Origin of the sequence: Anabaena sp. FACHB-83 (assembly GCF_014697485.1) — a bacterium.
In the GTDB taxonomy this organism is placed as follows: domain Bacteria; phylum Cyanobacteriota; class Cyanobacteriia; order Cyanobacteriales; family Nostocaceae; genus Nostoc_B.
In genome coordinates this window covers 1-14,734 of the sequence record NZ_JACJRY010000044.1, presented here as the reverse complement: position 1 = coordinate 14,734, position 14,734 = coordinate 1, and the positions used below count along the sequence as shown (strand labels likewise).

Genomic DNA, 14,734 nt, shown 5'->3' with positions numbered 1-14,734 from the left:
CCTACAATAGATCAGCTAGAAACCCATTCCACAATCAAATTTCAATCAAAATTTAAAAAACAATTAATTGTCAAGAAAACATCAATTATGAGAGAACTAGATAAAAATAAAAATATAAGCATAAATGATACTTAATATTTCTGAAAAAAACAGTAAACCCACAAAACACTTTTTCTTACTCCCGACTCCCCAAGCCTTACTCTCAGGCTGTATAGATAATTTCTAAAATAAATCAGACTACTGTAGCTTTTATTGTTTTAGTTATTCGTAAATAGGTTTTTGTTTTTTAATATTTCAAATTTTTCTCAAAATAAGTTAGTCCAAATTTACATTTTTTAACATTGGTGATGGCATTGACTTCCAGATTTTTTTGAGAAAGATTGATAATTAATGACTTAGGTATATCATTTCGACAAATTATTTGAATAATTAAATAATTCATAAGTATGTTTAACATTGCCAGTAAATTGAATAACATGGAGGAAATATACTGACGAGGGTATTAGATGGAGCCATTACAAAACCAGATTCTAACTTTGAGCCATAAACTGGATGCCCTCTACCAGGTAATTGAGCAGCTAGATTTTAAAGTTGCTCAGGCTTTCACAGAGTGTTCCTTGGCTAAAACATCTGTAAAAGATAACTATCAAGAAAATAGCGAGACTTTTCCCTATCATTTAAGAGGACAAATTAGTTTTAATCAAGAACTAGAACACAAGGATGTTCTGACAGATGGCGCTTATATTGATATGAATCGTCAAGGTGGGGATAAAGTTTTAACACCAGAAATTCAGATACAAAGACTAACAGCGCAACTAACCGCAGCTTACAATCGGATTGCGGCTTTAGAAGAACAATTACTCCGCGAAAGAATTCATTAATGGCTCATTAGTAGATATTCCCAAGGATTTTACCGGAACTTGTTAAGTCCGGTATTTTTGTTTTTATTAAGATTAATCCTTTCCTTTCCTGGCTGAGGAAAATTTGCACTGGGAAAAATTATTTTTGCGTTCTTTAAGTAATGTCCTACCCTGCGGGTTCACTGTTAGACGTTCTGGTCAGAGTAGCCTAAGAGTGCGTCTAGGTTTTTTCATAATTTTGCCTAAGTCCTGATAAGTCATAAGTATTTACTCCTTACTCATTTAGGAAACATAAGCTCCTGATGGACATTCATGGTACACGTAAGATTTAATTATTCTAAGCGGCCAGGAATTTTAGAGGAGACCAATGAATAAAATTATACTGAGTTTACTTTCCACTCCGATGCTGATTAGTTCTATTCTGTCGATGACAGCGATGGTTAATCAAGTACAAGCAGCAGAACCAGTAGTTAAAAATACTGAAGACCGTTTATCTTGTATCCGCAATAAGCATAAGGTTGGCTTAGTATGTGCTAGAGCGTCTGTGTTAGCACAAATCCCGACTGAACAGGCTGAAGTAGAATTTTCTAACGATAATGTGCCGATGTTAGAGTTTAGTGACCAAGAAAGCGAAATGGCAGTGACTTTGTTTGGTTGTGACTGTCCAGCCTGCATCAATTCGTTGCGTCAAATGAGTGGTGCTAGACCTTTGGTTTATTAAAGTTTCAACAGCGATCGCTTTCATTTTATCTTTTGTTAATCAAGATTTTAGCGATGCGATCGCTATTTTTTTATTTGCTTATTTGCCATTTGGCTTCAGATAAATTATTTTTTAAACTTGAGTAAACTATATATATACTGCCATCTCCAAAGTTATAAGTGCTATGGGTAAACTTAATAGATATTTCTTTTAAATTTGTACTTAAAATTACCTTGCCATTTCTTGATAAACCTTTATATTTATCTGGCAATTCTATCTCTTCTATACATTTTTCTAGTTCAACCTCATTTTGGAGACACCGAATTTGTCCATGTAATTTTCCTAATTTAATTAAATTGACTATATACTCTCTTGGCTGACGATAAAGATTCAAGTTGTTCGCAGGAATAGCTTGATAAGCATTGTGAGCAATTCCGATTACAAAACACAAAATTCCTAAAGTTAAGATAAACAATGTAAAGTATTCAGTTTTACGGCTTTTATTTTTAACAATTATGCTACTTGCTCTGGCTAATGCGAATCCATTCAAAATAGCTATGGGTAAACCAATAAATAAAAATATAAAACTCAGGGATATACCCGTTTGTGGTGAGTAAATTTTCCAAAAAGGAAAGCTAATATTAGTTGCTAAGATTGTGATACAGAATATGAAAATTGAAACTATCCTAAATATCATCAGCATTTGGTGATAGCGAATGTTGGTCATTAATAGCTTGCTCATTAGTTTGCCACACCAAAAATCAAAAGTCACTGAAAGTAGAGATTTGGGTGAATTGACAGCAGAACTATCAAAAATATCTATTCTGCCAAATCTAAAAATTAAATTAAATTAAATTTAAAATAATAAATCTGTTTTATGATTTTCAAAATCATTGGAGTTGTGATGAAAACTGTTAATTAAGTTTTGAAATCAAAATCTGCTGAATCAACAACTTTTGTAACAAACAAAACGAAGTGTAAAGTGATATTACAAACATTGCAAAAATATTTAGAAATTGTTTTATAGCCAAACATGGCTCTAACGTAGAACCTATAGGAAAGACTTGAGGCAAGTGTCATGAACATTAGTGATATAAAAAACTATCGATTTGTCTGTACACTCACTTTTGGCGATATTTACGGTCAAATTATTGTTTGGCTGATTACAATTGCAGTTAGTCTGGCATCTGCCTTAGCCTTGATGGGTGCGAGACGACCAGTATATGCTTTAGCAACTGTAGGTTTAATTGTGCTGCTTTCGTTGCCTTTCTTGCTATTTGCTTTTGTAACTACATTGTTAAATCATATTGAACTAGTTGCTGTAGAGCCAGGAACCAAAACTGTACCTATCCCTGGTAATATTTCTCAGCAAAAACCTGTACAAGCTACTACCTGAAAAGTGGGGAGTAGTAAATTTTATTAATTGTTGGTGTTGAATTCTGAACTAATGATTAATTTCCCTGTCAGCAGATGGGGAATTTTTTTGTACAGATCACAAACCACTAAGTGAATCCCGTCTCTACAATAGAACAGCAGCTTTTTGCGATCGGGGGCTAGTTATGCTGGAACATGATGTCATTATTGTTGGGGGAGGATTGGCAGGTTGTCGGGCGGCGGTGGAAATTGCCCGTACTGACCCCAGTTTAAATGTTGCTGTCATTGCCAAAACTCACCCTATCCGTTCTCATTCGGTTGCAGCCCAAGGCGGAATGGCTGCATCGTTAAAAAATGTTGATACTGAAGATTCTTGGGAAGCACATGCTTTTGATACTGTCAAAGGTTCTGATTACTTAGCAGACCAAGATGCAGTTGCAATTCTCACCCAAGAAGCGCCAGATGTGGTAATTGACTTAGAACATTTGGGTGTTTTATTCTCGCGCTTACCTGATGGACGCATCGCCCAACGGGCTTTCGGGGGACATTCTCACAATCGCACCTGTTACGCGGCTGATAAAACTGGTCACGCAATTTTGCATGAATTAGTCAATAATCTGCGGCGTTACGGTGTGCAGATTTATCAAGAGTGGTACGTAATGCGCCTGATTTTAGAAGAAGGACAGGCGAAGGGTTTGGTGATGTATCACTTATTGGATGGGCATATTGAGGTGGTCAGGGCAAAGGCGGTGATGTTTGCCACTGGTGGTTATGGTCGCGTTTATAACACTACTTCCAATGATTATGCTTCTACAGGTGATGGTTTGGCGATGACTGCACTTGCAGGTTTACCCCTGGAAGATATGGAGTTTGTGCAGTTCCATCCCACAGGCTTGTATCCAGTGGGGGTGTTGATTTCCGAGGCTGTGCGGGGAGAAGGGGCATATTTAATCAACAGTGAAGGCGATCGCTTTATGGCGAACTATGCACCCAGCCGGATGGAACTAGCACCCCGCGATATTACCTCACGGGCGATCGCTTACGAAATTCGGGCGGGACGTGGTGTGCATTCTGATGGTAGTGCTGGCGGCCCCTTTGTCTATCTCGACTTGCGCCATTTGGGCAAAGAAAAAATCATGAGTCGCGTTCCCTTCTGTTGGGAAGAAGCCCACCGCTTAGTCGGCGTTGATGCAGTGACTCAACCAATGCCAGTCCGCCCGACAATTCATTATTGTATGGGTGGTATACCTGTGAACACAGATGGGCAAGTTCGTAGTAGTGGTGATGCTTTAGTGGAAGCCTTCTTTGCGGCGGGTGAAACGGCTTGTGTATCTGTTCATGGGGCAAATCGTTTAGGTAGTAACTCGCTATTAGAATGTGTAGTTTATGGCAAACGCACTGGGGCGGCGATCGCTCAATATGTACAGCAACGTAAATTACCTTCCATAGATGAACAGCGTTACATCACAGAAGCCCAACAAGAAATTCAAGCCTTACTAGAACAACCAGGAGAGTATCGAATTAACCAAGTCCGCCAAGCCTTTCAAGATACTATGACCGAGTTCTGCGGCGTTTTCCGCACTCAAGAATTAATGAGTCAAGGTTGGGAAAAAATAACGCAATTACAACAAAAATATTCTCAAGTTTTCTTAGACGACAAAGGTAGCTGCTGGAATACCGAACTAGTAGAAGCTTTAGAACTGCGAAGCTTAATGGTAGTCGGACAAACAATTCTCGCCTCAGCCTTAAATCGGCAAGAAAGTCGCGGCGCACACTTCCGCGAAGACTTTCCCCAGCGCGATGATGTCAATTTCCTGCAACATACAATGGCTTACTATTCACCCGCCGGAATTGATATTCAATATCGCCCCGTAGTGATTAATATGTTTCAGCCACAGGAGAGAAAGTATTAGCTAGATGTAGGAGATAGGGTGATGTGGCAATCATAGTCAGTTTACCGATATAGCCAAACGCGCAGTAAAGACAGTAATTGTTCAATATCTACGGGTTTGGTGATGTAATCGGATGCGCCGGACTCGATGCACTTTTCGCGATCGCCTTGCATGGCTTTGGCGGTGAGGGCAATAATTGGTAAGGTGATGAATCGGTTATTTTGGCGAATTAAGCGCGTAGTTTCGTAACCGTCCATTTCTGGCATCATCACATCCATTAAGATCACATCAATATCGGGTGTAGTTTCTAACATGGTGATGCCATCTCTGCCATTTTCAGCATACAGCACCTGCATGTGATAGCGTTCTAACATACTGGTCAAGGCAAAGATATTACGGACATCATCATCAATAATTAATACATTTTTGTTTGCCAGGATGTAATCACGGGCGTGGAGTTGTTCAAGAATTTGGCGTTTGGGTTCTGGTAAATTTGCTTGGACTCGATGTAAAAATAATGTCGTTTCATCAAGAAGGCGTTCGGGCGATCGCACATCTTTGACGATGATAGTCTCGGTAATGCGTCGTAGTTCAATTTCTTGGGCTTTGGTTAATTCAATCCCCGTGTAAATAATGATGGGTAATGATTCGCCGTTTGGCTGCTGTTTGATTTGCTGAAGCAGTTCAAACCCATTCATGTCGGGTAGCCCTAAATCGAGGACGAGACAATCAAAGGGTTGGGCGTTAATTGCTTCTAAGGCGGCTGTACCTGTGGCGACGGCGGTTGTGGCGACATCGCTGTTACCAATTAACTCAACAATGCTATGGCGTTGGGTGTCGTCATCTTCTACTACCAGTAAATTCTTCACCCGTCGTTCGACAAAACCTTTGATTTTATTTAAAGCTTCCGAGATACTTTCGCTGCTGGCTGGTTTTTGCAAATAAGCTAATGCACCTAATTGTAAACTCCGGCGTTTACCTTCTTCGACGGTCATGATGTGAACCGGAATGTGACGGGTATTTGCGTCATGCTTTAACCTGTCGAGGACAGTCCAACCATCCATATCAGGTAAGCGGATATCGAGTAAAATCCCGGCGGGTTGGAATTGTTGGGCGAGGGCTAAACCATTAGTACCACTTTGGGCGGCGATGACTTTAAAACCTTGCTGCTGCGCCATATCCAAGAGAATGCGAGCAAAATGAATGTCATCTTCGACAATTAATAATACGCGATCGCTGTTTTGGATATCAATGCGATCGTCTTCTAGAAGGGGGGAGGGGGGAGTTGGGAGTGGGGAGTTGGGAGGGGGGGGTTGGGGAGTGAGAACTAGTTGAGATGTGGGTTCTGGCAGAATGAAGGTGGAGTCAGAATCAAATTGGGGTAAGTAGAAGGTAAATGTACTACCTTGACTGACGTTACTTACCAAGGTGATTTCGCCACCAAATAAACGGGCGATTTCGCGGCTGATGGATAAACCTAAACCTGTACCGCCGTATTTGCGGCTGGTAGTACCGTCCGCTTGTTGGAAGGCTTCAAAAATCACTTTTTGTTTTTCCGGGGCGATACCAATTCCTGTATCGATTACGGAAAAGGCGACTACCATTGGGGCGCGGTTCAAGCTTTCTTGATTCATACTCCACCCCTGCTTGGCGACTTCAATGCGTAAGCGTACCTCTCCCCGTTCGGTAAATTTAAAGGCGTTGGAAAGGAGATTTTTCAGGACTTGTAACAAGCGTTTTGGGTCAGTATAAACGGCTTTTGGTAAATCAGCACCGGTTTCAATGCTGAAACTGAGTCCTTTATCTTGGGCGATTTGGCGGAAGGTGCGTTCTGTTTGATCTCGCAAATCTGTCACTAACATCTGCGACATATCAATGGACATGGTTCCCGACTCAATTTTTGCTAAATCTAAAATGTCGTTAATTAACGCCAACAAGTCATTCCCCGCCGAGTAAATTGTGCGGCTGTATTCCACTTGTTTGGTGCTGAGGTTCCCATCGATGTTATCGGTTAACAACTTCGCTAAAATCAACAAGCTATTTAATGGTGTCCGCAGTTCATGGGACATATTCGCCAGAAATTCGGATTTATATTTGGATGACAGCGCCAATTGTTCGGCTTTTTCTTCCAAAGAACGTCTCGCTTGTTCAATTTCTAAGTTTTTGCGTTCAACTTCTTTCTTTTGCAACGCCAGTAATTCGGCTTTTTCTTCGAGTTCGGCGTTGGTTTGTTGTAACTCTTCTTGTTGTTTCTTGAGTAAATCTTCGGAAGTTTTGAGAGACTGGGCTTGTTGTTCGAGGCGTTTGTTGGTTTCTTTGAGTTCGTTTTGCTGAGTTTGCAGTTCTTCGGCTAAAGATTGGGATTGTTTGAGTAATTCTTCGGTACGCATGGAAGCGGCGATAGTATTGAGAACGATCGCAATACTTTCGGTGAGTTGGTCGAAGAAGGTTAAATGAATCTCACTAAAGCGCCGGAAGGAAGCTAACTCAATCACGGCGGTGACTTGTCCTTCAAACAACACAGGTAAAACTACAGCGTTGAGTGGAGAAGCTTCACCCAAACCAGAACTAATCTTGACATAATCGCTGGGGATTTCCGTTAACAAAATTCGCTCTTTTTCTAAAGCGCATTGTCCCACCAAACCTTCACCCAAATGGAAACGGTTGGCTAGATGTTTGCGTTCGCGGTAGGCGTAGCTGCTGAGTAATTTTAGATATGCTTGTTGTTGTTCGCCTGCATCCATTAAGTAAAATACGCCATGTTGTGCGCCTACAAGGGGTGCAAGTTCCGAGAGAATTAATTTGGAGACTGTTTCTAAGTCGCGCTGACCTTGCAACATCCGGGTAAACTTGGCGAGGTTGGTCTTTAACCAGTCTTGTTCGGTGTTCTTTTGGGTTGTCTCGCGCAAATTGGCAATCATCTGGTTGATGTTGTCTTTTAAGATTGCCACTTCCCCTAGTGCTTCCACGGAAATTGACCGGGTTAAGTCGCCTTTTGTTACCGCCGTCGCCACTTCTGCGATCGCCCGTAGCTGTGTTGTCAAAGTCGCGGCTAGTTCATTGACGTTATCTGTCAGGTCTTTCCAGGTTCCCGCCGCCCCTGGTACCCTGGCTTGACCACCAAGTTTACCCTCAATTCCCACTTCTCGCGCTACGGTTGTGACCTGATTGGCAAAGGTCGCTAGGGTATCAATCATTTCATTGATGGTTTCCGCTAAGGTTTCAATTTCACCCTTCGCATCTAACATCAATTTCCGCTTCAAATCTCCATTCGCCACGGCGGTGACAACTCGCGCAATTCCTCGCACTTGGGCGGTTAAGTTACCCGCCATTGAGTTCACATTATCGGTGAGGTCTTTCCAGGTTCCCGCCACACCTTGTACTAAAGCTTGACCGCCTAATTTTCCTTCCGTTCCCACCTCCCGCGCCACCCGCGTTACCTCACTGGCGAAGGAACTGAGTTGATCCACCATTGTATTAATCGTGTTCTTCAAGTCGAGAATTTCACCCTTCACATCCACGGTGATTTTCTTCGACAAGTCCCCATTCGCTACCGCTTTAGTTACTTCCGCGATGTTCCTTACCTGGGCTGTCAGATTCCCCGCCATTGAGTTGACGTTATCGGTGAGGTCTTTCCACGTCCCACCAACGCCACGCACATAAGCTTGGACACCGAGTTTACCTTCTGTACCCACCTCACGCGCCACCCGCGTTACTTCACTAGCGAAGGAGTTCAACTGATCCACCATTGTATTGATAGTGTTCTTCAACTCCAAAATTTCACCCTTCACATCCACGGTGATTTTCTTGGATAAGTCACCATTCGCCACCGCCGTTGTCACTTCCGCGATGTTTCTTACCTGGGCTGTCAAACTTCCCGCCATGAAATTCACAGAGTCGGTGAGGTCTTTCCATGTTCCCGCCACACCTTTGACTTCGGCTTGAACACCAAGTTTTCCTTCCGTTCCCACCTCCCGCGCTACTCTCGTTACTTCCGACGCAAAGGAATTAAGTTGATCCACCATTGTATTGACGGTGTTTTTCAACTCCAAAATTTCACCCTTCACATCCACAGAGATTTTCTTGGATAAGTCGCCATTCGCCACCGCCGTTGTGACTGCTGCGATGTTTCTTACCTGGGCTGTCAAACTTCCCGCCATGAAATTCACGCTGTCGGTGAGGTCTTTCCATGTCCCCGCCACACCTTTAACATCTGCTTGGACACCTAACTTACCTTCACTTCCTACCTCACGCGCCACCCGCGTTACTTCACTGGCGAAGGAGTTGAGTTGATCCACCATGATATTGATAGTGTTTTTCAACTCCAGAATTTCGCCTTTAACTTGGACAGTGATTTTTTTCGATAAATCCCCGTTGGCGATCGCGGTTGCAACTTCCGCTATACTACGTACTTGGTCGGTGAGGTTCCCCGCCATCATATTCACCGCACCTGTTAAGTCTTTCCAAGTTCCCGCCACACCGCGCACTTCCGCTTGAACACCCAGTTTTCCTTCTGTTCCCACCTCACGCGCCACTCTAGTTACTTCCGATGCAAAGGAACTGAGTTGATCCACCATTGTATTGATCGTGTTCTTCAACTCCAGAATTTCACCCTTCACATCCACGGTGATTTTCTTCGACAAGTCCCCATTCGCCACCGCCGTTGTGACATCCGCAATATTTCTTACCTGGGCTGTCAAACTTCCCGCCATGAAGTTTACAGAGTCAGTCAAATCCTTCCAAGTCCCCGCCACCCCGCGCACTTCCGCTTGGACACCTAATTTACCTTCACTTCCTACCTCTCGCGCCACCCGCGTTACTTCACTGGCGAAGGAGTTGAGTTGATCCACCATTGTATTAATCGTGTTCTTCAACTCCAGAATTTCACCCTTTACATCCACGGTGATTTTTTTGGACAAGTCACCATTCGCCACCGCCGTTGTCACTTCCGCGATGTTTCTTACCTGGGCTGTCAAACTTCCCGCCATGAAATTCACGCTGTCGGTTAAGTCTTTCCATGTCCCCGCCACACCCCGCACATCAGCTTGGACACCCAACTTACCCTCACTTCCGACCTCCCGCGCCACCCTGGTGACTTCTGATGCAAAGGAACTGAGTTGATCCACCATGATATTGATTGTGTTTTTCAACTCTAGAATTTCGCCCTTCACATCCACAGTGATTTTCTTCGATAAATCACCATTTGCGATCGCTGTTGCCACTTCCGCAATATTACGTACCTGTCCTGTTAAATTGCCCGCCATCAAATTCACATTATCAGTGAGGTCTTTCCAAGTTCCCGCCACACCCCGCACTTCGGCTTGGACACCCAGTTTTCCTTCTGTTCCCACCTCCCGCGCTACTCTTGTAACTTCCGACGCGAAGGAGTTCAACTGATCCACCATTGTATTAATAGTGTTCTTCAACTCCAAGATTTCACCCTTCACATCCACAGTGATTTTCTTGGATAAATCCCCATTTGCCACCGCCGTTGTCACTTCCGCGATGTTCCGTACCTGGGCTGTCAAACTCCCCGCCATGAAATTCACGCTGTCAGTCAAATCTTTCCACGTCCCCGCCACACCTTTAACATCAGCTTGGACACCTAACTTACCTTCGCTTCCGACTTCCCGCGCCACCCTTGTTACTTCTGACACAAATGAACTGAGTTGATCCACCATGATATTGATAGTGTTCTTCAACTCCAGAATTTCGCCCTTCACATCCACAGTGATTTTCTTCGATAAATCACCATTGGCGATCGCCGTCGCAACTTCCGCAATATTACGTACCTGCCCAGTAAGATTTCCCGCCATCAAATTCACGTTATCGGTGAGGTCTTTCCAGGTTCCTGCCACACCCCGCACTTCGGCTTGGACACCGAGTTTACCTTCCGTCCCCACTTCCCGCGCTACCCTTGTTACTTCCGATGCAAAGGAGTTCAACTGATCTACCATTGTATTAACGGTGTTTTTCAGTTCCAGAATTTCCCCTTTGACATTGACGGTGATTTTTTTGGACAAGTCACCATTGGCGATCGCTGTGGCAACTTCCGCAATATTACGCACCTGCCCCGTCAAATTTCCTGCCATCAAATTCACATTATCGGTAAGGTCTTTCCAAGTTCCCGCCACACCCCGCACTTCGGCTTGGACACCGAGTTTACCTTCCGTCCCCACTTCCCGCGCTACCCTGGTAACTTCACTCGCAAAAGAACCCAGCCGCTCTACCATTGTGTTAACAATATTGGCTGTTTGCAGAAACTCGCCTTTGAGGGGTTTACCATCTATTTCTGTGGCGATAGTTTGAGACAAATCCCCATTTGCCACCGCGCGAATCACCCTTGTAGTTTCGGCTGTCGGTTGGACTAAATCTGTAATTAGAGTATTGACAGAATTCACACAATCTGACCAAGACCCCCGCACAGTTCCTAAAGAGGCGCGTTCTGTAATTTTCCCTTCTTTCCCAACCACATTCCCAATGCGCTGGAGTTCTAACGCCATCCGTTCATTTTGCTCAATAATATCGTTGAGCGTGTCAGCAATTTTACCTGCCAAACCAGTATTTTCCACGGACATCCGCACCGAAAAGTCACCTTTTTTCACAGCAGTGAGTGTTTTCAGCAATTGTTTTAAATCAAGATTGTCGCTTTCTCTGGTTAACTGTTCGGTTGCCATTGCTATATCCTGGGGAAACTGGGGAGTGATTTTAGGGCGATGAGATTAATACTGCACACTCATAATGTTGCAGAGCGTTATTATCCAAGAATCATCATTAAGCAACACATCTACATACCAAAATTGATATGTCTTGGATAAGTAAATTGATGCTTAAGTATAAATGCTTTTCAGAAGAGAATTTTTTTGCTGATTGTTAACTAAACTCTTGCTGAAGATAGTTAAAAGTCATTTTTAATATAACAGACTCATTATTAATAAATATCAATGATTTTAACTCTAGAATTTATCTAACTTTAGGAGGAATAATAGATTATTTCTATCTAACATAAGGTAGAAGACAGTATGAAATAAATTTGTTATTTGGAGGTGGGAACAATTCTATTTGAGGCTGCATTTAATCTTTTATCTCTTCTTTCTTTGTGTACTTTGCACCCTACCCTGCGGGTTCGCCGTCAGGCGTTCTCGTAAGAGTAGCCGAAGAGTGTGTCTATGTGGTTCGTTATCTAATTCAGTGCATCTTCATACAGAATTGGTATGACAGGAAAAGAATTTGCAGATAAACTTTATACACAAAGATGTATTGACAAAATTCGCTCTCTTTTAACTTATTTGCGCGAAACAAAAAATATCTATAGGAATCCGGAATGGGGGGTCGGGAGTAGGAAAGAAGCCTGATCTGAATGTACTGATTTCTGAAAAAAATCAGTACACCTACAAAATGCTCTTTTCTACTCCCTACTCCCAGCCTTTACAGATAATTTCAACAATCAAAGCGGATTCCTATATGAGAAGTAAATCTATGACTACAACAAAGGGGTGAGTAAACGAGAGATTCTCACAGCTAACTTGAACCACAAAGGTTTTTGCTCATATTCGGCAAAATCTACGGTTACAGAAGCAGCTAAATCGGTTTTTAGCATTTTCTCAACGCTGTTGACAAATTGACCATCGATAATAAAACTCATAACTTCAAAGTTGAGAAAAAATGAGCGATTATCCAGGTTGACTGTGCCTACTCCTGCTAAATCATTATCGATGAGGATGATTTTTTGGTGCATGAACCCATGTTTGTAGCGATAAAACTTGATATTGATGGGTTTCATTTCATTGTAATAAGAAAAGGAACAAAGATAAACAAATAAGTGATCTGGTCGGTTTGGTAAAATAATCCGAACATCTACACCGCGCATTGCTGCTAATTTTAAAGCTGTCAGAGTTGAATCATCTGGAACAAAATAGGGAGTCGCTATCCACAGGCGAGTTTGGGCTTGATTGATAGCATTCACGAAAAAAAGTTGACAAGCTTTGTGTTTGTCGGCGGGGCCTGTGGGTAAAATTAATGCTGTTTGGTTAGCTTCCCAGTTGGGTTGCACTTGCCAGTTAACATCGATAACTTGACGATTTGCCCAATACCAATCTTGTAAAAAAGAACTTTGTAGACTTTGAACAGTCGGCCCTTGCAATTTTATATGAGTGTCGCGCCAAGGACTGAGACGGCGATTTTTCCCGACGTAATCATTGCCAATATTTAAACCACCAGTAAATGCAATTTCACCATCGACTACTAAAATTTTGCGATGGTTGCGAAAGTTAAGCTGAAAACGATTACCTCTACCTTTGGTGGTATGAAATGCGCTGACTTGAATAAAATTTTGGCGTAGAGAGTTGATATAAGTGCGAGGTAATTTGTTAGAACCAATTTCATCGTAGAGAAAATAAATCCGAATGCCTTGCTGTGCTTTCGCAATTAAAGCGGCTTGAAATTTATGACCTGATTCATCATCATCAACGATGTAAGATTGCAGCAAAATATAGTTTTTCGCAGAAGCGATCGCCCTTAACATTGCTGGATATGTTTGCTGTCCATCAATGAGTAATTCTGCCGCATTACCTGATGTAAAAGCAACGCCTGTAAATGTTTCTGCTAATGGTGCTAGTGATTTTAATTTTTCGGGGATGACAACTTGAAATTTAGTGATTTCTCTATACGCTTTGTGAACTAATTTTTGATGTTCAGAAAAGACTGAACGTAAGGCTTCAGCATAGCCATGAAATTTAGTTCTGCCTAAAATCCAGTATAAAGGTAAAGCCAGCCAGGGAAATGTAACTAACGAAATACTCCAGGCGATCGCACCACGGGAAGAACGTACAGTCATGACTGCATGGGCAGCATGGGCAATTCCCAAGGCATGAACGACAACGGTAGCTGCACTCAAAAAAGTGAGGATGCTAATGTCTACAAGCATCTTTATTTCTTACATATCGACATAACTAAATTCTGCCAGCAATGGCTTGTGATCGGATGAATTAATTTCGTCTAAAACTTTGGCACTGGCGGATTTTTCAGTTAATCCTCGATAAAAAATATAATCTAGGGGTGGTGACAAAAGGAACCTTTTAATCTTCTTGCTTTCATGAGGGGCAAATTCTACTGACTTTAACCCTAATTTAGTGACAGCTTTATCTAAAAGTATGGCTCGTTGACGATTCCAAGTATTGAAATCACCAGCAAAAATAATCGGCCCGTGATGTGTAGATAAGGCCAAGTCTATTTCTTGTAATTGAGTTTTAAATTTGGTTAAATCAACAAAATTAATTAAGTGACTATTAATAGTTAATAGGGTTGTTTGCTGGTGAGATAAAGCATATTCTGTAATTAATGAAACCTTGGGCGTGTTTACTAAAGGTTCATAGTGTTTAGTAACTATCGCTTTCTTGCTGAGAGGACTAATATTAGCTGCTGTTAAAATCCCTGAATAAGTTTGATGATGGGTATCAATAAAATTCGGTGCATAAGCCCAACTCAATTTGTTAAACCCAATAATTTGTTCCACGCCTACACTCATACGGACTTCTTGACAGAAGATTAAATCAGGTTGGTACTGTCGCAGAATGCTGTAAAAATCTTTAAACCAACTTTTGTCAAAGTTATTTTTAGCAATATTCCAGTTTAAAACCTTAATTGAGTGAGGCTTTAGTTCTGTTTGCAGTTCATGACTGTTACCGAGTGTAGATTCATGGGTTCGGATGAATCGATAAGAGGGAACAAACTGTCTGGCGAAAGAGGCAATGTTTTCTTTGAACTCAGACATGACTCAAATTTACTAAACTTTATGGCTCTCCCAGAGTAGCTATGCTAGAATAGCAGAAATAAATCCAGTATAATTTATATAGAATTAGCAGTAATTGGTGGCAAAAGTCCAAGCTGTAAAAGAGTTATACAAGTAA

At 42.1% G+C, this 14,734-nt stretch carries 8 protein-coding genes; 4 read left to right on the top strand and 4 right to left on the bottom strand.

What is annotated here, in order from left to right; translation table 11 throughout:
* Positions 1–506: 506 nt before the first annotated feature.
* Together H6G79_RS29510 and H6G79_RS29505 are read left to right on the top strand one after the other, a co-directional pair.
* Positions 507–881, top strand: a complete 375-nt coding sequence (locus H6G79_RS29510; RefSeq protein ID WP_190593780.1) for a hypothetical protein — start codon at positions 507–509, stop codon at positions 879–881.
* Between the two features lie 346 nt (positions 882–1,227).
* Entirely contained in the window at positions 1,228–1,581 is a 354-nt protein-coding gene (locus H6G79_RS29505) for a hypothetical protein (protein WP_190593783.1), read from the top strand.
* 70 nt (positions 1,582–1,651) lie between these two features.
* On the opposite strand, the gene H6G79_RS29500 is transcribed toward H6G79_RS29505, so the two are convergent.
* Positions 1,652–2,302: a hypothetical protein gene (locus H6G79_RS29500; RefSeq protein WP_190593785.1), complete on the bottom strand. Its 651-nt coding sequence runs from the start codon at positions 2,300–2,302 to the stop codon at positions 1,652–1,654.
* A gap of 336 nt (positions 2,303–2,638) precedes the next feature.
* On the opposite strand from H6G79_RS29500, the gene H6G79_RS29495 reads away from it, so the two are divergent.
* Both H6G79_RS29495 and H6G79_RS29490 read left to right on the top strand, forming a co-directional pair.
* Positions 2,639–2,956: a hypothetical protein gene (locus tag H6G79_RS29495; protein ID WP_190593787.1), complete on the top strand. Its 318-nt coding sequence runs from the start codon at positions 2,639–2,641 to the stop codon at positions 2,954–2,956.
* Positions 2,957–3,119: 163 nt separating this feature from the next.
* Positions 3,120–4,847, top strand: a complete 1,728-nt coding sequence (locus tag H6G79_RS29490; protein WP_190593789.1) for a succinate dehydrogenase/fumarate reductase flavoprotein subunit — start codon at positions 3,120–3,122, stop codon at positions 4,845–4,847.
* Between the two features lie 41 nt (positions 4,848–4,888).
* On the opposite strand, the gene H6G79_RS29485 is transcribed toward H6G79_RS29490, so the two are convergent.
* The 3 genes from H6G79_RS29485 to H6G79_RS29475 form a co-directional block, all read right to left on the bottom strand.
* Positions 4,889–11,503, bottom strand: coding sequence for a HAMP domain-containing protein (locus H6G79_RS29485; protein ID WP_191049382.1), 6,615 nt, complete (start codon positions 11,501–11,503; stop codon positions 4,889–4,891).
* An 806-nt stretch (positions 11,504–12,309) separates the two neighbouring features.
* Positions 12,310–13,752, bottom strand: coding sequence for a cardiolipin synthase (gene cls, locus H6G79_RS29480; RefSeq protein WP_190593792.1), 1,443 nt, complete (start codon positions 13,750–13,752; stop codon positions 12,310–12,312).
* Positions 13,753–13,761: 9 nt separating this feature from the next.
* Positions 13,762–14,598, bottom strand: coding sequence for an endonuclease/exonuclease/phosphatase family protein (locus H6G79_RS29475; RefSeq protein ID WP_190593794.1), 837 nt, complete (start codon positions 14,596–14,598; stop codon positions 13,762–13,764).
* Between the last annotated feature and the right edge of the window lie 136 nt (positions 14,599–14,734).

What these genes read in the sequence shown, in the direction of transcription:
- H6G79_RS29510 (WP_190593780.1), top strand. Translation starts at nt 507, where the DNA reads ATGGAGCCATTACAAAACCAGATTCTAACTTTGAGCCATAAACTGGAT.
- H6G79_RS29505 (WP_190593783.1), top strand. Translation starts at nt 1,228, where the DNA reads ATGAATAAAATTATACTGAGTTTACTTTCCACTCCGATGCTGATTAGT.
- H6G79_RS29500 (WP_190593785.1), bottom strand. Translation starts at nt 2,302, where the DNA reads ATGAGCAAGCTATTAATGACCAACATTCGCTATCACCAAATGCTGATG.
- H6G79_RS29495 (WP_190593787.1), top strand. Translation starts at nt 2,639, where the DNA reads ATGAACATTAGTGATATAAAAAACTATCGATTTGTCTGTACACTCACT.
- H6G79_RS29490 (WP_190593789.1), top strand. Translation starts at nt 3,120, where the DNA reads ATGCTGGAACATGATGTCATTATTGTTGGGGGAGGATTGGCAGGTTGT.
- H6G79_RS29485 (WP_191049382.1), bottom strand. Translation starts at nt 11,503, where the DNA reads ATGGCAACCGAACAGTTAACCAGAGAAAGCGACAATCTTGATTTAAAA.
- cls (WP_190593792.1), bottom strand. Translation starts at nt 13,752, where the DNA reads ATGCTTGTAGACATTAGCATCCTCACTTTTTTGAGTGCAGCTACCGTT.
- H6G79_RS29475 (WP_190593794.1), bottom strand. Translation starts at nt 14,598, where the DNA reads ATGTCTGAGTTCAAAGAAAACATTGCCTCTTTCGCCAGACAGTTTGTT.